Origin of the sequence: Azospirillum melinis, assembly GCF_013340935.1 — a bacterium.
GTDB classification, from domain to species: Bacteria; Pseudomonadota; Alphaproteobacteria; order Azospirillales; family Azospirillaceae; genus Azospirillum; species Azospirillum melinis.
On sequence record NZ_WHOS01000020.1, the window covers coordinates 60866 to 79333 of the forward strand.

Genomic DNA, 18468 nt, shown 5'->3' on the forward strand with positions numbered 1-18468 from the left:
CCGGTACCACAACCCGAAGACGCCCCGCGATGACCACCCAGAACGACACCCCCGTCGAAGCCTTCAAGCGGTCCACCACCGCCACGGTGCGCGCCATGTCCCGGCGGGCGGAGGTGCAGGTGGGCTTTTCGTCCGATCCGCCGGGGCTGTCGGGCCAGCGCGTGCGGGTGCCGCTGCCGGCGCGCGACCTCAACCCGGTCGAGGTCGCCAAGCTGCGCGGGGCGGCCGATGCCGTGGCGCTGCGGCTGCGCTATCACGACGCCACGGTGCATGCCCACCGCATGCCGCTGGGCGATGCCGCGCGCCAGGCCTATGACGCGATGGAACAGGCGCGCTGCGAGGCGCTGGGCAGCCGCGACATGGCTGGCGTCGCCCACAATCTGGAAGCGGCGCTGGAGGATCGCTACACCCGCCAGGGCTTCGACCGCTTCGATGACCGCGGGCAGGTGCCCTTGTCGGAAGCGTTGCGGATGATGGCGCGCGAGACGATGACCGGTGCGGCACCGCCGCCCGCCGCCGCCCACGCCGTCGACCTCTGGCGCCCCTGGATCGAGGAGCGGCTGGGCAAGGACATGAAGGGTCTGGCCAACTATGCCGGCGACCAGGAGGCCTACGCCAAGGCCGTCCGCCGCCTGCTGGCCGACCTCGACATGGAAGTCGGGCAGGAAGCCGACCAGGAGGAGGAGGAGGACCAGCAGACCCAGTCCTCCGAGGACGAGGAATCGCCCCAGCACGGCCAGACCCGCGGCCAGGACGAGGACCAGTCCGACGCCGAATCGATGGCCTCGTCGGAGATGCAGGACTCGTCGGAAGCCGGCGAGAGCGCCGAGGAGGGCGCCGGCGAGGAAGGCGACATGGAGATGGGCGAGGGCGAGGGGGCGGAGGAGCCCGCTGGCCCCGGCCAGCCCTGGCGCAACGACCTCAACCGCCGCAACGAGCCCGATCCCAACGCCTACAAGGCCTATACCACCCAGTATGACGAGGTGGTGGACGCCGCCGACCTCTGCGACCCGGCGGAGCTGGAACGGCTGCGCCACCTGCTGGACCAGCAGCTGCAGCACCTGCAGGGCGTGATCTCCAAGCTGGCGAACCGGTTGCAGCGGCGCCTGATGGCCAAGCAGCAGCGTTCCTGGAATTTCGACCTGGAGGAAGGCATCCTCGACGCCGCCCGTCTCGCCCGCGTCGTCGCCAACCCGGTCCTGCCGCTCTCCTTCAAGGCGGAGAAGGAGATGGACTTCCGCGACACCGTGGTGTCGCTGCTGATCGACAATTCCGGTTCCATGCGCGGCCGGCCGATCTCCATCGCCGCGATGAGCGCCGACATCCTCGCCCGCACGCTGGAGCGCTGCGCGGTGAAGGTGGAGGTGCTGGGCTTCACCACCCGCGCCTGGAAGGGCGGGCAGGCGCGCGAGGCCTGGGTCGCCGGCGGCAAGCCGCCGCATCCCGGCCGGCTGAACGACCTGCGCCACATCGTCTACAAGGCGGCCGACATGCCCTGGCGCCGCGCCCGCAAGAATCTCGGCCTGATGCTGCGCGAAGGCATCCTGAAGGAGAACATCGACGGCGAGGCGCTGCAATGGGCGCACAACCGGCTGCTCGGCCGGCCGGAACAGCGCCGCATCCTGATGGTGATCTCCGATGGCGCCCCGGTGGACGATTCGACCCTGTCGGTGAATGCCGGCAACTATCTGGAACGCCACCTGCGCCAGACCATCGAGCAGATCGAGACCCGCTCGCCCGTCGAGCTGGTGGCGATCGGCATCGGCCACGACGTGACCCGCTATTACCGCCGCGCCGTGACCATCGTCGATGCGGAGCAGCTGGGCGGCACGATGATGAACAAGCTGGCCGAACTGTTCGACGAGGACGACCGCCGCGGCGGCCGTCGCGGCTGGCGCTGAGGTAAGGAAGCGGGCAGGGGTGTTTCCATATTTTCCAATGACTTAACTGGAAACGCCGGCCCGGTTCAGGCTGTATCCTTACCTGCGAGCACCGGCTTGGCAGTCTCACCCGCCACCGGCGGGGGTGCGGCGGACGGCGGCGCCGTGCCCACTGCCGGGGATGGCGCCGACACTGGCATCGCCGCCTTCGCCGCGTCCTTCTTCTCCTCCTCCAGCACCAGCCGCCAGAGTTCGGTCATGCCGGTCCGGCCGCGCAGCGACCGGCCGCCCTGGCGGACCAGCGGGACGGCGTCCTTGCCCTTGGCGGCGGTGACGCCGCTGGTCAGGACGATCACCTCGGACTCGCCCTGGAGGGCGGCCGACAGCTCCTCGATCCGGGCGGCGACGTTCACGGTGTCGCCGACGATGGTGTAGTTGATCCGGCTGTCGGAGCCAATGTTGCCGACCACCACCGGGCCGCTGTGCAGCCCGACGCGGACATGGATCGGCGCCCGGCCCTCGGCGACGCGGCGGCGGTTGTCGGCGCGAATGGCGTGGTGGATCGCCAGCGCCGCGCGCAGCCCGCGGACGGCATGGTCCTCCTGCGCCTCGGGCGCGCCCCAGAAGGCCATCAGCGAATCGCCGATGAACTTGTCCACCGTGCCGCCCTCCGCCTCGATGCAGGCGGCCAGCAGGGTGAAATGCTCGTTCAGCAGGGCGGCGGTGTCGGCGGCGGCCATATGCTCGGCCATGCGGGAGAAGCCGCGGATGTCGGTGAACATCACCGTCACCTCGCGCTGCACCGAATCGAGCCCACCCTCGGTCTCGCGCTGGCGCATCAGGCGCAGGACCAGCGCCTTCGGCACATAGGTCTCGAACCAGCGCAGGCCGGCGACCATGGCGTTGAAGGCGGTGGCGGCGCGCGCCATCTCGCGCAGGCGGGAGTCGGGCAGATCGGAAATGGCGCGGAATTCGAAGGCGCGGACGCGGTCGGCGGCCTCGGCCAGCCGCGCCACCTGCCGGCTGATCCGCCGCCCGACCAGAAGCGCCACCCCGACCGACACCAGCAGGATGGCGAGGCCGACGGCACCGGTGATGTAGAGCCGGCGGACCTCGACGTTCAGCTCGCCATCGCGGTAGCCGATGCCGATGATCCAGTCCTGCTGGCCGTATCCCGACATCTTGCGGGTCAGGAAGATATAGTCGCTGCCGAGAACCTGGACGGCGCGCGCCTCCACCCGCTTCTTCAGCGATTGGACGGGCACGCCGCTGGACCACAGCGCCGCCAGCGCCGGGTCGTCGACCTGATCGGTGCGCGGCAGCGGCGGGCCGTCCAGCTTGCCGGAAAAATCGAAGCTGCGGCCGACCAGCGCCGGGTGGGCCAGCACATGGTTCTGGTCGTACAGCACGAAGGCGTTCAGCCCCTGCTCCACATACAGCACCGACAGGAAGCGCGACAGGTCGCCCAGCGACACGCCGACCGCCACCTGCCCCAGATAGCGGCCGTCGCGCCGCACCGGCTGGTAGAGGGTGACGAAGCTGTTCTGCGCCTCCTTCAGCCAGCGCGGATCGGCCCAGGTGGCGGCGCTGCGGTTGGGGCCGTCCAGAATCTCCGGCGGGATGTCGCTGTCGCCCTGCAAGTCGATGGGATCGGCGACCAGCCCGCCGTTCAGCCGGCCGACGCGGACCCCGGTCAGGTCCGGGCGGATGAAGGCGAGGCCGGTGACGTCCGGGGCGCCGGCCAGCGCGCCGCGCAGCGTGTCGATCATCGCCGTGTTGTCGCCGGCGCGCAGGTCGCCGCGCTCGATCAGTCCGGCGACGAAGCGCGCCATCTCGCGCGCGGGGTCGAGCTGGTGGCGGACCCGCACCTCCACCCCGGCCAGCGCCAGATCGGCCTTGTCGTTCAGCAGGGCGAAGGTGTTTGTGCTGGCACTGACCAGACCCAGCACCAGGACGCTGGCGACCGCCGCCAGCATCAGCGAGCCGAACCCCGCCACCAGCACCGCGGCGATGGGCAGCCGCAGCCGCCGGCGCCCGGCGGGCTTCGCCGCCGCCTTTCCAGCCGGCTTCACAGCCTTCGCCGGAAGGGGCGGAGCAATCTGGGGGCGCGCTGACGGGGTATCGGACATGCGCGGCAGCCTACCCGCCCATCCGGCCGGCGGCAACCCGCGGGACTGTATCCTTACGCGGATTTCATGCGGTCATGCTTATGTTGAGGGTTGCCGCTACTCCCCGTTCTATTCTCCGACAATCACCTTCACCCGCTGGCCGGGTTGCAGCGGCGTGCCGGGCGGCAGGTCGTTGATGATCCGGAACAACTCTTCGGCATAGGGTTCCTGCGGCATGCGGCGGACGAGGCCGGCGACGCTATCGCCGGGCTGCACCGCCGTCACCTGCACGCGGCGGGGACGGTAGCGGGCGGCCTCCTCCGCGGTCATGCGGTGGAAGCTGTTGGCAGCCGCCTGGAAATCGTTATCGAAACGAGCCAGCGATCCGGCGGGCGCCAGGAAGGTGAAGCGGTACATCTTCCCGTCCGGCGCGCGGATCGCCACCAGACGGATGTCGGCGCTGTTGCCGTCGGACTCGCCGCGCGTGGTGGCGGTGGCCGCCGCCATGCCGCCGATGGTGAGGCGCTGGAGGTTGGACAGGGTGGCGGTCTTGCCCCACACGCCGGTCAGGAAGCTGGCCGGGTCGGACACGCCAGCCGCCGATCCGCCGTCGAAGGCCATGGCGGTGCCGTTCTGCCCCTTGGCGACCACCTGATCGGCGCCGTTCAGCAGCGAGTAGCCCTGCGGCACGGTGAAGGCGATGCCGAGCTGCGGGTGGGCGAAGGTCCGGCCGCGGACATAGCCGTTCTCTGGGCTGTCGCCATAGATCATGCCGTCGACCGCCGCCAGGTAAGGATCGCGCGGGCGGGCGCCGCCCGGCGGGATGGCGCGGGCGAGGTCGGCGGCGCGGCGGACGCGCTCCTCGGTCGCCGGATGGCTGGCGAGGAAGTCGAAGCCGTCCCCGCCCTTGTTGCCGGCGCGCAGGCCCTCATACTGGCTGTCGCGGCGCAGCGTCTCCAGGAAGGTCGCCATGGCGAAGGGGTCGTAGCCGGTCCGCCGCAGCGTCTCGACGCCGAGCTGGTCGGCCTCCAGTTCCTGCTCGCGGGAATAGCTGGCGACCATCGCGGTGCCGCCCAGCCCGGCCAGCTGCGCCAGCGTGTCGTTGCCGAACACCAGCCCGACCCCGGCGGCGAGCAGCCCGGCAATGGTCTGCCGGGTCTGGCGCTGCGCCGAATGATGGGCGGTGACGTGGCCGATCTCGTGCGACAGCACGCCGGCCACCTCGGCCTCGTCCTTCGCCAGCGCCAGCAGGCCGCGGGTGACATAGACATAGCCGCCGGGCAGGGCGAAGGCGTTGACGACGTCGCTGTCCAGCACGGTGAAGGTCCAGGGCTCGCGCGCCAGCGCCGTGGTGGCGGCGAGCTTGCGGCCGAGCTGGTCGATGTAGCCCTGGAGCCGGACATCCTTCACCGCCCCGCCGAACTGCGCCAGGATCTTCGGATGTTCCTGCGCACCCAGCGCCGCCTCGTCGCCGCCGGACAAGACGTTGTCCAGCAGTCCGGCCCGGGCGGGCGCGGGTGCGACCAAGGCAGGGGTCACCGCCGCCAGCATGAGGACGGCCAATGCGGCGCGGAGGGGCTTGCGGAAGGGGAGATGGGTCGGCATACCGGTCAAAACCCCGCCCGGCGGCGGATGTTCCGCAAGGACGGCCTTCCCGATGACACGTGTCACGCTCCTGCTTGTGCGCCTGCCGGTTCTGCTTCTGGCTGGTCTGCTGCTGTGCGTGCCGCCGGTGCCGGCCGGCGCCGCCTCGGCGGACGGGCTGCGGGTCACCGCCGTGCTGGACGGCGACACGCTGGAGCTTGAGGACGGCCGCCGGGTCCGGCTGGCCGGGATCGAAGCGGCCAAGCCGCCGCGGAACGCCAACCCCGCCGACGGGCGGGTCTGGCCGCTGGCCGAGGCGGCGACCGCGGCGCTGGCCGATCTGGCACTGGGCCATCGCGTCGTCCTGCACGGGCCGACACCGACCGACCGCCATGGCCGGCTCCTCGCCCATCTGGTGCGGGAGGACGGGCTGTGGCTGCAATCGGCGCTGCTGGTCCGCGGGCTGGCGCGGGTCCACACCCGGCCCGATGCCCGCGCCTATGCGGCGGAGCTGCTGGCCGGCGAGGAAACCGCACGCAACGCCGGGCGCGGGCTGTGGCGCAGCCGGGTCTATGCGGTGCGTGACGCCGCCGACCCGGAGGAGATTTTCCGCGACCGCGACAGCTTCCAGCTGGTGGAAGGGCTGGTGCTGGCGGTGTCCAAGGGCGGCGGCGAGAGCTGGCTGGATTTCGGCGCCGACTGGCGCAGCGACGTCACCGTCCATATCGGCCGCGCCGCGATGCGCGAGGTCACCCGCGCCGGCATCGACCCGCTGTCCTACGAGGGCCGCCGGGTGCGCGTGCGGGGCTGGATCACACTGCGCAATGGCCCCATGATCGAGATCACCCATCCCGAACAGATCGAGCGGCTGGAGCGGGAGCCGGCCTCCGCCGCCCCGCGACGCTCCGGCGCCGATGACGAATCCTGGGATGACGACGAAGGGGAGGACGATCTGGAATGAGGAAGCCGTCGCTTGGGCCTGTGGCTGGACGCCTGCTTGCCGCCCTGTCTTTGCTGTTCGTCGCCCTGCCGCTGCATCCGGCACTGGCCGGCGGGCCGGCGTTGACGATCGCCGTCGCCGGAACCGAGCGGGTGTTCGACCGCGACGCCCTGCTGGCCCGTCCGGACGCCGTGACCGTCGACATCCCCGCCGACGTGTCCTATGGCCGGCCGATGAGCTACCGCGCCCTGCCGCTCGCCAGCCTGCTGGGCACTGCTGACTTCCCGCCCGGCACCGTGCTGGAAGGGGTGGCGTCGGACGGCTTCACCGCGCAGCTGCCGCCGGAGCTGTGCCTGCGCAGCGGTCCCGACGGCGCCGTCGCCTTCCTGGCGGTGGAGCCGGCCGACCGGCCCTGGCCCAACCTGCCGGGCAAGGCGGTGTCCGCCGGTCCCTTCTATCTGGTCTGGGTGCGGCCGGAGGCGTCGGGGGTACGCAGCGAACAATGGCCCTATCAGCTGGCCCGCATCGTCGCTTCCGACGATCCGCTGCGCCGCTGGCCGCAGTTGGCGGTCGAGCAGGGCCTGCCCGCCGACTCGGCCATCCGCGCCGGACAGGCGGTGTTCATCACCCAGTGCATGGCCTGCCACACCCTGAACGGCGCCGGCAGCGCCGCGATGGGGCCGGACCTGAACCGGCCGATGAACCCGACCGAATATCTGACGCCCGCCGGGCTGAAGACGCTGATCCGCGACCCCCGCTCCGTCCGGACATGGCCGGGCCAGCAGATGCCGGGCTTCGACCCGGCGATGCTGAGCGATGCCGATCTGGATCGGGTCGTCGCCTATCTCGGCCATATGGCGGGGCGGAAGGCGCCGTGAGAGGGGGGGCTTCCGCCCCCATCCCACCCGTCTGGCCTTACAGGATGGCGTTGAAGTCGTCGAGCAGCGTGGCGATGCGGCCGCTGTCGCTCTGGTCCATGATGACGCGGGCGCGCCTGCCCGCTTCGACCAGATCGAGGGCGCGGATGCGCTTCTTCACCGCCGGCACCGCCAGCGGCGCCATCGACAGTTCGCGCACGCCCAACCCCAGCAGCAACGCCGTATAGCGCGGGTCGCCGGCGATCTCGCCGCAGACCGACACCGGGATGCGGGCGCGCAGGGCGGCCTCCACGGTGAACTGGATCAGCCGCAGCACGGCCGGATGCAGCGGGTCGTAGAGCGTCGCGACCTGTTCGTCGGCGCGGTCGATGGCCAGCGTGTACTGGGTCAGGTCGTTGGTGCCGATGGAGAAGAAATCGGCGGCATAGGCCAGCGCGTCGGCGGCCAGCGCCGCCCCCGGCACCTCCACCATCACGCCCACCGGCGGCAGCGGGTCGGCGATGGCGACGCCGCGGCGGCGCAGCCGGCGGGCGACCTGCCCCATCATCTCGCGCACCTTCTGCACCTCGGTGACCGAGGCGATCATCGGCAGCAGGATGCGCAGCGGACCGTGGACGCCGGCGCGCAGCATGGCGGCGAGCTGCGTCTCCAGCAGCTTCGGCTCGCGCAGCCCCAGCCGGATGGCCCGCAGACCCAGCGCCGGGTTGGCCGGCTCGCCATAGCGCCCGGCCATCCAGCCGGCCAGCTTCTCGCCGCCCAGATCCATGGTGCGGGCGGTGACGGTGCGGCCGCCCATCCCCTCGATCATGGTGCGCAGCACGGCGTACTGCTCATCCTCGTCGGGCAGATGGTCGCGGTTCATGAACATGAACTCGGTCCGCAGCAGGCCGATGCCCTGGGCGCCATGTTCCAGCGCGTGGTCGAGATCGCGCGGCAGCTCCAGATTCGCCATCAGCGTGATCGCGGTGCCGTCGCGGGTGACGGCGGGCAGCTTGCGCAGGCTCTTCAGCCCCTGGCGCTCGCGTTCGCGGGCGGCCCGGCGCTCGCTGTAATCGGCCAGCACGTCGGCCGGTGGGTCGATCAGCACGCGGCCCTGCAAACCGTCGACGACCACCGTCACGCCGTTGCGCACGCCGGCCAGCAGCCCGGGCGCGCCCAGCACCGCCGGCAGGCCCAGCGAGCGGGCGAGGATGGCGGTGTGCCCCTCCGCTCCGCCCAGCACGGTGGCGAAGCCGCCGACGACGGTGGGGTCGAGCAGGGCGGTGTCGGCGGGTGTCAGCTCCTCCGCCAGGATGATGCTGCCGGGGGGCAGGCTGCTGAAGGCCCGGTATTCCTGCTTCATCAGGTTGCGGGTCAACCGCCGCCCGACCTCGCGGATGTCGTCGATGCGGGCGGCGAGATAGGCGTCGTCCATGCCGGCGAAGGTGGCGGCGATGGCGGCGATCTCCGCCTGGATGGCGGCCTCGGCGTTGATCCGGTCCTGCTTGATGCGATGCTCCACCCCGCGGGTCAGGCGCGAGTTGGTGACCATCGACAGGTGGGCGTCGAGCAGGAAGCCGATCTCCTCCGACGCCGAGTCGGGCAGGACGAGCGCCTTACTCTTCAGCTTCTTGATCTGCCGGCGCGCCTTGGTCGCCGCCTCGTTGAAGCGGGCAACCTCCGCCTCGACCGCTTGCGGTTCGACGGCGTATTCGGGGATGGCGACGGCGCCGCTTTCCACCACATGGGCCGGGCCGATGGCGATGCCGGGCGACACGCCCAGGCCGCGCAGGGCGCGCGCCGCAGCGCTGGCGGCCGTGCTGACGGCCGTGCTGGCGGACGCGCTCACCGGCTCGGGCGACGGGGTGCCGCCGGAACCGCCGCGGTCGGGGCCGGATACCGGGCCGCCGGTCTGGCCGGCGGGGGGCAGATCATTCTTCATCGAACTTGCGGTTGATCAGGTCCAGGAGGGCGTCCATCGCGGCATCGGCCTGGGCGCCGCTGGCGCGCAGTTCGACCGTGGTGCCGGGACCGGCGGCCAGCATCATCAGCCCCATGATCGACTCGCCGGACACCACGGACTCGCCGCGGCGCACCGAGATCTCGGCATCGAAGGTGGCGACCAGCTTGACGAACTTGGCCGAGGCGCGCGCGTGCAGGCCACGCTGGTTGGTGATGGTGGCGGTGCGGCGGATTTCGCCATCGGCGGATGCCGTGTCGTCGGGGGAGCTCATCGCAGGCGGTCAGTCCGACAGGAGGGTGGAGGCGACGTTGATGTATTTCTGTCCGGCATCGCGGGCGGCGATCACCGATTTGTCCAGCGGCTCGGTCTTGCGCACGCTGGCGAGCTTGATCAGCATCGGCAGGTTGACGCCGGCGATCACCTCGACCTTCGCCTTGTCCATGATGGAGATGGCGAGATTGGACGGCGTGCCGCCGAACATGTCGGTCAGCACCACGACGCCCGACCCGTCGTCGACCTCCGCCACCGAGTTCAGGATGTCCTGGCGGCGCTGTTCCATGTCGTCGTCCGGGCCGATGCACACGGCGCGCACCTGCTGCTGTTCGCCCACCACGTGGAACAGTGCGGCGATGAATTCCTCGGCCAGCCGCCCGTGGGTGACAAGAACCATACCGATCATGGGACATCCTTCAAGGTTGGGTCCTCCCCGGAGACCTGCGCGAGGGCCGCCGCCGCGGGGCGGCAGCGCTCATCGCATCTGGATCGTTGGTTGGACGCATGGTCGTCAAGGCGCAATTTGCATCATCCCTGATGGTTGGCCTGATGGTTGGTCTGCTGGCTACCGGCCTGCTGGTTGTTGGCCTGCTGACTGGAGGCAGGGCTGGCCCCGGCGGTCCTCAAGCCCAGCCGCTCCAGTTCGCGGTGGCTGAGGTTGACCCGCAGCCCCTGCTCCTTCAGCCACGCCGCCAGCCGTTCGGCGATGAAGACCGACCGGTGCTTGCCGCCGGTGCAGCCGATGGCGATGGTCAGGTAGCTCTTGCCTTCCTGGTTGTAGCGCGGCAGCAACGGGCGCAGCAGCTCCGTCAGGTTGCCGAAGAAGGCGGGGAAATCGGGATCGCTCTCCACCCGCGCGGCGACGGCCGGGTTCAGGCCGGTCAGCGGCCGAAGCTCCGGGTCGTAGTGCGGGTTGGTCAGGAACCGCACGTCGAAGACCAGATCGGCTTCGCGCGGCAGACCCTGGCGGAAGGAGAAGGAGGTCACGAACACCTGCAAGGCTGCCTGGGCGTCACGCCGGAAATGCCCGGACAGGATGCGCCGCAAATCGTGAATGGACAGTTGCGTCGTGTCGATGGTGACGTCGGCTTCCTCCTTCAGCGGGAACAGCAGGGCGCGTTCGCGCTGGATGCCGTCGGGCACCGTGCGGTCCTCCGCCAGCGGATGGCGGCGGCGCGTCTCTGTGAAGCGGCGTTGCAGCACCTCGTCGCCACACTCCAGGAAGACCAGGCGCACGTCGAGATCGCCGTCGCGCCGCAGCTCCTCAAGCTCGTCGAGAAAGTTCTGCGCGGAAAAGTCGCGGGTGCGGCTGTCGATCACCAGGGCCAGCGGCCGGCGCTTCGGATCGGCCTGCCGGATCAGGGCCGGCACCAGCGACAGGCGCAGATTGTCCACCGCCTCGTAGCCCAGATCCTCCAGCGCCTTCAGCGCCACCGACATGCCGGCCCCCGACATGCCGGTGACCAGAACGATGCGCCCGCGGGCGGCAGGGGCGGCAGGGTCGGCCGGCACGTCGGACATCAGAGTGTCGGGAGGTTTCATGATAGGGCCGAAAGGCTGGCGGGCACCCGGTCCAGCCGTCCGCCGCGCAGGCTGGCGGCGGCAAGGCGGATCTTCGCGGGGGTGGAGGCATCGAAGGCGTGCAGGCCCAGACGGGGCAGGGCGACGCCCAGCAGCGTGTCGGTCTCCGCCTCCGGCAGCCGGTCCACCTCGTCACGCCCGAGCAGGTCGACGACGAGACCGACGGGGGCCGGCCCGGCCGACGGAACGGGAAGAATGCCGACGCCCCGCACCTCCAGCAGCCCGGCCAGGGCGGGCGGGGGAGAGGCGGTCAGGCGGCCGGATTCGCAATGCAGCGCCACCCGGTCATCCGCGACCAGCAAGGCTCCGCCATCGATCAGTCGCAAGGCCAAATCCGATTTTCCCCGTCCGGACTCCCCACGCAGCAGCACGCCGATGCCGGAGAGCAAGACGCAGGTGCCGTGAATCGTCACCATAGTCTGGCGAAGGTGAGACGTGGCGCAGGTTCTGTCAATGGGAACGGAACGGTGTCCCACAAGGTCAGGCGGGGAAACCTGTCCGGGATCCCCCATCCGCTTCCAACCGTTCTTTCGGTGCGGATAATGGCCGTGCGAACGGTCGGGCTTAGAACACTGGCGCGAATGGTGGCGATGTGCGCCGTCAGGCGCCCGCGGCGCCGCGCGGGGTGCGGCGGATCGCCTCCAGCTCCAGGGCGAGGGCGTCGCGGCGGCGGATCATCTCGTCCAGATCCTCCAGCTCCGCCGCCTCCTGACAGGCGTCGCGAAAGTCCTTCTCCCGCTTCAGCCGTACCAGCAGGACCTTGTAGTTGTCGGCGATGCTGGCGAGGTGGCGCTGCGCGCCCTGGAGGGCCTCGGCGAGCTGGGTCCGCTCCTGCGCGGATTGCCGCATCATCCTTGCCAGTTCGCCCTGCTGCCGGCCGGCATCCCGGATCAGGCGGGCCAGACGGTAGCGGCGCAGATCGACGACGTCACCGGGTACGGCACCCGGGGCGGCACCCGGGGCGGCAGAACGGCGGCCGGTCGGGGACAGCGTGTGCACGGAGGGGGATTCGGGCGGAACGCACTCAGGCATGGCGACCCCACATCTTTGTCCCGGGGTATGGCCACCCTCCCGTTGCCGCCTGGTGCAGGCACATACAACCGGACCGGCATGGTCCGACCGACCCGGCAGCCGACAAGCGAGAACGACCGAGATCATGATCGATGCTTGGACAGGGCTTGTCTAGCCGAGAGTGGGAAGGATGTATGAAATTCCGCAGAGTTTCTCACAGCAAAGGCAGAGTCACCACGAAGTCGGCGCCCTCGATGGTCCCGTCCGATACATGACGATTTTTCGCAAATACAGAACCATTGTGCGCACTGACTATCTGCTTGGCAATCGATAGGCCGAGACCGGAGTGGGTTCCAAATTTCTCGCCCGCCGGACGCTCGGTGTAGAAGCGGTCGAAGATCGCCTCCTCCTTGCCGTCGGGGATACCCGGCCCCTGGTCCGACACTACCACCCTGACGCTGCGGCCGCTGCGCCTTGCGGTCAGCCGCACCGTGCCGCCGGGCGGCGAGAAGGACAGGGCGTTGTCGATCAGGTTCTGGAACACCTGGGTCAGGCGCCCTTCCAGCCCCGGCACCACCAGCCGCTCGCCGGCCGGCAGGTCGAGCACGACCCGTGGAGGCTGCGGCCGGTTCTCACCATCCTCGCCGTTCCCGGCCGCCACCCGCTCGTCCATGGTTGCGGCAACCGTCTGGCGCAGTTCCGCCAGCATGGTCAGCAGCAGGCCGATGTCCACCGGCTCCGGCTCCGCCCGCGACAGTTCGGCATCCAGGCGCGACGCGTTGGAGATGTCGCTGATCAGCCGGTCCAGCCGCTGCACGTCGTCGGCGATAATCGCCATCAGCCGGTCGCGGTGGCGCGGGTCGCTGACGCGCTCCGCCGTCTCGACCGCACTGCGCAGCGAGGTCAGCGGATTCTTGATCTCGTGGGCGACGTCGGCGGCGAAGCGCTCGATGGCGTCCATCCGCGTCCACAGCGCGTCGGTCATCTCGCGCAGAACGCCGGACAGCTCGCCGATCTCGTCGCCGCGGCGGGTCAGGTCGGGGATTTCGGCATGGCGCCCGTGGCTGGTGCGCAGCCGGTCGGCGGCCTGGGCCAGCCGGCGGATCGGCCGGGCGATGGTGCCGGCCAGATAGAAGGACAGGCCGATGGTCACCAGCAGCGCCACGCCGAACACCCGCAGGATGTCGAAGCGGACGGAGCGGATGGCGCGGTCGATCTCGCCGCCGCCGCGGGTCAGCAGCACCGCCCCCAGCACCTCGCGGTAGCGCTGGACCGGAACCGCCACGGTCAGCAGCAGTTCCGGATCGCCGCCGGCGCCGTCGACGCGCCAGACGGTGGCCGCCGCCTCGCCGCTGAGCGCGCGCTCCACGTCGGGGTTGGGCTGGCCCGGCTGCTCGCGGTAGACCGGCAGGCCTTCGCGGCTGGGCACCACGTCGATCAGGCGGGTGTAGAGGTCGTTGATCGCCCGGCTGACCGGATCGCCGGACGGCGGGGTCGGCAGCTCGCGGATTTCGATGCGGCCCTGCGATCCCACCAGCACCCGGCTGTCGGACAGCATGTGCCCGTCGATGTCGAAGAGACGGGTGCGGGTCGATGTCGCCTCCGCCAGCCGGCGGATCATCGGCCGCGCCAGTTCGGGCGCCAGTTCGAACCGCTCGCCGCTCTCGTCGCCGGTGGGGGAGGGGGCGGTCAGGATGCGGTTCACCGCCCCTTCGCCGAGCGCGGAGGCGAAGATGCGCGCCTCCGTCGCCAGCGCCTCGGTCTCCGCCTGGATCAGCCGGTCCTGGTAGCGGCCGAGATAGAGCAGGCCCGCCAGCAGCACCAGCAGCGCCAGCACGTTGACCGCGAGGATGCGCAGGGTCAGCGGCGAGACGCCGCCCAGCTTGCGCCGCTTCCCGCCCCCAGCTCCGCCGAGCGTGGACACCGCGTTATTCCTTGTACCGGTAGCCGACGCCATAGAGCGTTTCGATCTGGGAGAAGTCGGCGTCGACGGCCTTGAACTTCTTGCGCAGCCGCTTGATGTGGCTGTCGATGGTGCGGTCGTCGACATAGACATGCTCGCCATAGGCCGCGTCCATCAGCTGGTCGCGGTTCTTCACATGGCCCGGCCGCTGGGCCAGCGCGCGGACCAGCAGGAACTCGGTCACGGTCAGGTCGATCGGCTGGCCCTTCCAGCTGCAGGCATGGCGGGCACCGTCCAGCAACAGCGGGCCGCGGGTGATGATCTGGCCGGGATCGACCTCCGGGCTCTCGCCGCGCAGGGCCTCGCGCCGCAGCAGCGCCCGGATGCGCTCGATCAGCAGGCGCTGCGAGAAGGGCTTCTTGATGTAGTCGTCCGCGCCCATGCGCAGGCCCATCAGCTCGTCCAGCTCGTCGTCCTTGCTGGTCAGGAAGATGACGGGCATCTGGCTGGTCTGGCGCAGGCGTTGCAGCAACTCCATGCCGTCCATGCGCGGCATCTTGATGTCGAGCACGGCGAGGTCGGGCGGGCGCTGGCTCAATCCGCGCAGCGCCTCGGCGCCGTCGGTGTAGGTGCGCACGTCGAAGCCCTCGGCCTCCAGGGCGATGGAGACCGAGGCCAGGATGTTGCGGTCGTCATCCACCAGGGCGACGGTGTGGGCCATGGTCGTAACTGATCCTATCGAAGCAGGGCAGGGGCAAGGGCAGAGGCAGTCGGGAACAGGTTGGAGCGGTCGAGCTGCCGGAACCCGGAAATGTTAGCGGAAACATCAGGCATAGGACGAGTGGTCATTCCAATACTTTATGCCAGAGTCCAGGTACCAGCGGCAGTTTTCTCTTTTCCCGCAGCATTTGTATGGGCCAATATGGCGGCAATGCGGCGCCGAACAACGGTGCCGCGCGGGAGAACGCGCTCGTTTTGGAATGAGTTTTTCGAACGCCCTTTCCGCGTCCTCCCCGGCCGGCGCCACTTCGGACGGCCAGGGAGGCGCGACGCCGCCGGCTTCCGACCGGAGCGGTGCGGCTCCGGCGACCATGGCTCCGGCCTTGCGTGCCCGACGCCTGATGCGCGCCTGCGACCGAGCCGCTCTGGCGACCGTGCAGCGGCCGACCACCGCGCAGCGGCCAACCGACGAGGTCGCCGGGGCGATGGCGGACGCCGCCGGCTGGCCTTACCCCTCGCTGGTTCTGGTGGCGTTCGATCATGACGGCAGCCCGCTGCTTCTCCTGTCCACGCTCGCCGACCACACGCGCAACCTGCTGGCCGACGACCGGGTCGGGCTGCTGTTCGACGGCACCGCCGGGCTGGCGCAGCCGCTGACCGGCGCGCGCCTGTCGGTTCAGGGCCGGGCCGGGCGGTCGGACGATCCGGACCACCGCGCGCGCTACCTGCGCCGCCATCCCGACGCAGCCCTCTATGCCGGTTTCGGCGACTTCGCGATCTACCGCGTCGCGGTGGAGCGCGCCCATCTGGTCGCCGGCTTCGGCCGCATCCACTGGCTGTCCGCCGCGGAACTGGACCTCCCCGCCGCCGCCCCTGCATTGGCGGCGGGCGAGGCGGCGCTGCTCGACCGGCTGAACGGCGAGGGGTACGGCCCCCGGCTGGCACCCGCCACCGATGGTGAAAAGGACGGCTGGAGCTTGACCGGGATCGACCCGGAGGGATGCGACCTGCGACGCGGGAGGTACGTCGCCCGCGTCGATTTTGAGCAGAGAATCCATGACCCCGAATCGGCTAAACTGATGCTGGACACGCTGGTCCGGCCGCCGGACGGGTCGGGACAACCCGGAGGATCGACATCCGGGACAAGAACGGCTGGAACCCCACCGGACGGCGGCGGAGGCACCTGACAGCCGTGCCGCCGCGCAAAAACAAGAAAAAATCGAAAAGAACAAAAAGAACGGTCAGCGAAAAACGAAAACGAGAGAGACGAGAAGCCAACCGTTAGCCTTGAACGACCAGCCGAGAGGTCGCTTCGACACCACCGGGCGCCGCACCAAAAACAAAAACGCGGCGCGCGGGCACGCGCAACCAGGAGAACACTTCAGTGGACCATAACGGATCGACCCGTTTCCCGTCCGGGCCATTGGCCCCCAGACCTGTCGCCTCAGGACCGCCTTTTGCACCGTATCGTCGCCGCACCCTGCCGGTGCCGCGCCTCGCGGCGGGCTCGCAGCCCGGCCGCCTGTTCGGACCGGCACGCCGCTGATGCGGCGGATGCCATCCATCTGACACGACAACGGACGAAAGAACGGCCGGACCGGCCGCGGGATCCCCGGAGAGGGGCATGCCCGGCGCGGCGGTACCGGCCCAGCCTTCGAGAGGGACGATATGACTGGTAACACACGGACGCGGAACAAGAAGCTCCTGGCCTGGGTCGAGGAGATCGCCCTGAAATGCAAGCCGGAGCGCGTTCACTGGTGCGACGGTTCGCAGGAGGAATATGACCGTCTCTGCAACGAGATGGTCGAGGCCGGCACCTTCATCCGCCTGAACGAGGCCAAGCGCCGGAACTCCTTCCTCTGCCGCTCCGATCCGGGCGACGTCGCCCGTGTCGAGGACAGCACCTACATCTGCTCGAAGACGCGCGAGGAAGCCGGTCCGACCAACAACTGGATGGACCCGGCCGAGATGAAGGCTAAGCTGGACGGCCTGTTCGAGGGCTGCATGCGCGGCCGCACCATGTATGTGGTGCCGTTCAGCATGGGTCCGCTGGGCTCCGACATCTCGCACATCGGCGTGCAGATCTCCGACAGCCCCTATGTGGCGGTCAACATGCGGATGATGACCCGCATGGGCCAGAAGGTGCTGGATATCCTGGGCGACGGCGACTTCGTGCCCTGCCTGCATTCCATCGGCGCCCCGCTGGAGCCCGGCCAGCCGGACGTGGCCTGGCCCTGCAACGCCGACAACAAGTACATCGTCCATTTCCCCGACGAGCACCGCATCGTCTCCTACGGCTCCGGCTATGGCGGCAACGCGCTGCTCGGCAAGAAGTGCTTCGCGCTGCGCATCGCCTCGGCGATGGGCCGCGAGCAGGGCTGGCTGGCCGAGCACATGCTGATCCTCGGCGTGGAAAGCCCGGCCGGCGAGAAGACCTATGTCGGCGCCGCCTTCCCGTCGGCCTGCGGCAAGACCAACTTCGCCATGCTGGTCCCGCCGAAGGAGTTCGAGGGCTGGAAGGTCCGCACCATCGGTGACGACATCGCCTGGATCAAGCCGCAGCCCGACGGCACGCTGCGCGCCATCAACCCGGAGGCCGGCTTCTTCGGCGTCGCCCCCGGCACCAGCGTGAAGTCGAACCCGAACGCGCTGAAGACGCTGGACCACAACGTCATCTTCACCAACGTCGCGCTGACCGACGACGGCGACGTGTGGTGGGAAGGCCTGACCGACGAGGCGCCGGCGCACCTGATCGACTGGCAGGGCAAGGACTGGACCCCGGGCTCCGGCCGTCCGGCCGCCCACCCGAACAGCCGCTTCACCGCCCCCGCCGCCCAGTGCCCGTCGATCGACCCGGCCTGGGAGGATCCGGCCGGCGTTCCGATCAGCGCCTTCATCTTCGGCGGCCGCCTGTCGAAGACCTTCCCGCTGGTGTTCGAAGCGTACAACTGGCGCGAAGGCGTCTATTGGGCGGCGACCATGGGGTCTGAGGCCACCGCCGCCGCCGTCGGCCAGGCCGCCATCCGCCGCGACCCGTTCGCCATGCTGCCCTTCTGCGGCTACAACATGGCCGACTATTGGAACCACTGGCTGTCGATGGAAGGCAAGGTCGAGAGCCTGCCGCGCATCTACCGCGTCAACTGGTTCCGCAAGGACGAGAACGGCAAGTTCGTCTGGCCGGGCTTCGGCGACAACATGCGCGTGCTGAAGTGGATCGTCGACCGCGTCCGCGGCCGCGCCACCGACGTGGCGGAATCGCCCTTCGGCTATTCCCCGCGCTACCAGGATCTGAACTGGTCCGGCCTGAGCTTCCCGGCCGACAAGTTCGCCAAGATCATGGACATCGACCGCAAGGAGGCCGAGGCCGAGGCGAAGGACCAGGAGGAGCTGTTCAACCGCTTCGGCGACCGCCTGCCCGAAGAGATCGAGCAGCAGCGCGTCAACGTCCTGAAGCGGCTGGAGAACAGCCCGGACGTCTGGCGCATCGGCTGACCGTCCCGGACACGGGTCGCAGGTAAGGCCCATCGGTCAAGTAAGGATAGGGGCTGCCGCAAGGCGGCCCCTTTTCCGTTGGCACCGTCCGTATGGGGGCGAAGATGAACCGGATTTCATCTGGAATTGCCCGATGGACAGCCAATGCGACGGGCA

General features: G+C 69.8%; 15 protein-coding genes. 5 read left to right on the top strand and 10 right to left on the bottom strand.

Translation table 11 applies throughout. From position 1 onward, the window contains the following. Window positions 1-29: 29 nt before the first annotated feature. Window positions 30-1901, top strand: a complete 1872-nt coding sequence (cobT, locus tag GBZ48_RS16775) for a cobaltochelatase subunit CobT (RefSeq protein WP_174472045.1) — start codon at window positions 30-32, stop codon at window positions 1899-1901. 65 nt (window positions 1902-1966) lie between these two features. Here cobT and GBZ48_RS16780 read toward each other — a convergent pair whose 3' ends face one another. Together GBZ48_RS16780 and GBZ48_RS16785 are read right to left on the bottom strand one after the other, a co-directional pair. Next, on the bottom strand, window positions 1967-3952 hold the full coding sequence (locus GBZ48_RS16780) for an adenylate/guanylate cyclase domain-containing protein (RefSeq protein WP_343049565.1): 1986 nt from the start codon (window positions 3950-3952) through the stop codon (window positions 1967-1969). A 165-nt stretch (window positions 3953-4117) separates the two neighbouring features. After that, window positions 4118-5593: a M48 family metalloprotease gene (locus GBZ48_RS16785; RefSeq protein ID WP_211105789.1), complete on the bottom strand. Its 1476-nt coding sequence runs from the start codon at window positions 5591-5593 to the stop codon at window positions 4118-4120. Between the two features lie 52 nt (window positions 5594-5645). Between GBZ48_RS16785 and GBZ48_RS16790 the strand changes: the two genes are divergently transcribed. After that, a complete protein-coding gene (locus tag GBZ48_RS16790) occupies window positions 5646-6533 on the top strand; it encodes a thermonuclease family protein (RefSeq protein WP_211105790.1) in 888 nt (295 codons plus the stop codon). After that, window positions 6530-7390, top strand: coding sequence for a c-type cytochrome (locus tag GBZ48_RS16795; RefSeq protein ID WP_174472047.1), 861 nt, complete (start codon window positions 6530-6532; stop codon window positions 7388-7390). Before GBZ48_RS16790 ends, GBZ48_RS16795 begins: the two co-directional genes overlap by 4 nt. Before the next feature lie 37 nt (window positions 7391-7427). Here the strand turns inward: GBZ48_RS16795 and ptsP are convergent, their stop codons facing one another. The 8 genes from ptsP to GBZ48_RS16835 form a co-directional block, all read right to left on the bottom strand. After that, a complete protein-coding gene (gene ptsP, locus GBZ48_RS16800; RefSeq protein WP_174472048.1) occupies window positions 7428-9311 on the bottom strand; it encodes a phosphoenolpyruvate--protein phosphotransferase in 1884 nt (627 codons plus the stop codon). Then, window positions 9301-9603, bottom strand: a complete 303-nt coding sequence (locus tag GBZ48_RS16805) for an HPr family phosphocarrier protein (RefSeq protein ID WP_174472049.1) — start codon at window positions 9601-9603, stop codon at window positions 9301-9303. The genes ptsP and GBZ48_RS16805 overlap by 11 nt, the downstream gene beginning before the upstream one ends. Before the next feature lie 9 nt (window positions 9604-9612). Then, on the bottom strand, window positions 9613-10011 hold the full coding sequence (locus tag GBZ48_RS16810) for a PTS sugar transporter subunit IIA (RefSeq protein WP_042690507.1): 399 nt from the start codon (window positions 10009-10011) through the stop codon (window positions 9613-9615). Window positions 10012-10133: 122 nt separating this feature from the next. Beyond that, window positions 10134-11126 (bottom strand): RNase adapter RapZ, encoded by a 993-nt coding sequence (gene rapZ, locus GBZ48_RS16815; RefSeq protein WP_246307249.1) that lies wholly within the window; start codon window positions 11124-11126, stop codon window positions 10134-10136. A 17-nt stretch (window positions 11127-11143) separates the two neighbouring features. Beyond that, window positions 11144-11602 (bottom strand): HPr kinase/phosphorylase, encoded by a 459-nt coding sequence (locus GBZ48_RS16820; RefSeq protein WP_174472050.1) that lies wholly within the window; start codon window positions 11600-11602, stop codon window positions 11144-11146. 184 nt (window positions 11603-11786) lie between these two features. Next, on the bottom strand, window positions 11787-12185 hold the full coding sequence (locus GBZ48_RS16825; protein WP_343049567.1) for a hypothetical protein: 399 nt from the start codon (window positions 12183-12185) through the stop codon (window positions 11787-11789). 226 nt (window positions 12186-12411) lie between these two features. Continuing rightward, entirely contained in the window at window positions 12412-14121 is a 1710-nt protein-coding gene (locus GBZ48_RS16830) for a stimulus-sensing domain-containing protein (protein WP_174472051.1), read from the bottom strand. 4 nt (window positions 14122-14125) lie between these two features. After that, window positions 14126-14821: a response regulator transcription factor gene (locus GBZ48_RS16835; RefSeq protein ID WP_109052301.1), complete on the bottom strand. Its 696-nt coding sequence runs from the start codon at window positions 14819-14821 to the stop codon at window positions 14126-14128. Between the two features lie 370 nt (window positions 14822-15191). Between GBZ48_RS16835 and GBZ48_RS16840 the strand changes: the two genes are divergently transcribed. Together GBZ48_RS16840 and GBZ48_RS16845 are read left to right on the top strand one after the other, a co-directional pair. Continuing rightward, window positions 15192-16007, top strand: a complete 816-nt coding sequence (locus tag GBZ48_RS16840) for a HugZ family pyridoxamine 5'-phosphate oxidase (RefSeq protein ID WP_246307250.1) — start codon at window positions 15192-15194, stop codon at window positions 16005-16007. 481 nt (window positions 16008-16488) lie between these two features. Next, window positions 16489-18312 carry a phosphoenolpyruvate carboxykinase (GTP) gene (locus tag GBZ48_RS16845; RefSeq protein WP_174472053.1) on the top strand — a complete coding sequence of 608 codons (1824 nt, stop codon included), beginning with the start codon at window positions 16489-16491 and terminating at the stop codon, window positions 18310-18312. Window positions 18313-18468: the final 156 nt, after the last annotated feature.

Bases quoted from the DNA above. Each gene is read 5' to 3' on its own strand.
- cobT (WP_174472045.1), top strand. From the start codon at position 30: ATGACCACCCAGAACGACACCCCCGTCGAAGCCTTCAAGCGGTCCACC.
- GBZ48_RS16785 (WP_211105789.1), bottom strand. From the start codon at position 5,593: ATGCCGACCCATCTCCCCTTCCGCAAGCCCCTCCGCGCCGCATTGGCC.
- GBZ48_RS16790 (WP_211105790.1), top strand. From the start codon at position 5,646: ATGACACGTGTCACGCTCCTGCTTGTGCGCCTGCCGGTTCTGCTTCTG.
- GBZ48_RS16795 (WP_174472047.1), top strand. From the start codon at position 6,530: ATGAGGAAGCCGTCGCTTGGGCCTGTGGCTGGACGCCTGCTTGCCGCC.
- ptsP (WP_174472048.1), bottom strand. From the start codon at position 9,311: ATGAAGAATGATCTGCCCCCCGCCGGCCAGACCGGCGGCCCGGTATCC.
- GBZ48_RS16805 (WP_174472049.1), bottom strand. From the start codon at position 9,603: ATGAGCTCCCCCGACGACACGGCATCCGCCGATGGCGAAATCCGCCGC.
- GBZ48_RS16810 (WP_042690507.1), bottom strand. From the start codon at position 10,011: ATGATCGGTATGGTTCTTGTCACCCACGGGCGGCTGGCCGAGGAATTC.
- rapZ (WP_246307249.1), bottom strand. From the start codon at position 11,126: ATGTCCGACGTGCCGGCCGACCCTGCCGCCCCTGCCGCCCGCGGGCGC.
- GBZ48_RS16820 (WP_174472050.1), bottom strand. From the start codon at position 11,602: ATGGTGACGATTCACGGCACCTGCGTCTTGCTCTCCGGCATCGGCGTG.
- GBZ48_RS16835 (WP_109052301.1), bottom strand. From the start codon at position 14,821: ATGGCCCACACCGTCGCCCTGGTGGATGACGACCGCAACATCCTGGCC.
- GBZ48_RS16840 (WP_246307250.1), top strand. From the start codon at position 15,192: ATGGCTCCGGCCTTGCGTGCCCGACGCCTGATGCGCGCCTGCGACCGA.
- GBZ48_RS16845 (WP_174472053.1), top strand. From the start codon at position 16,489: ATGACTGGTAACACACGGACGCGGAACAAGAAGCTCCTGGCCTGGGTC.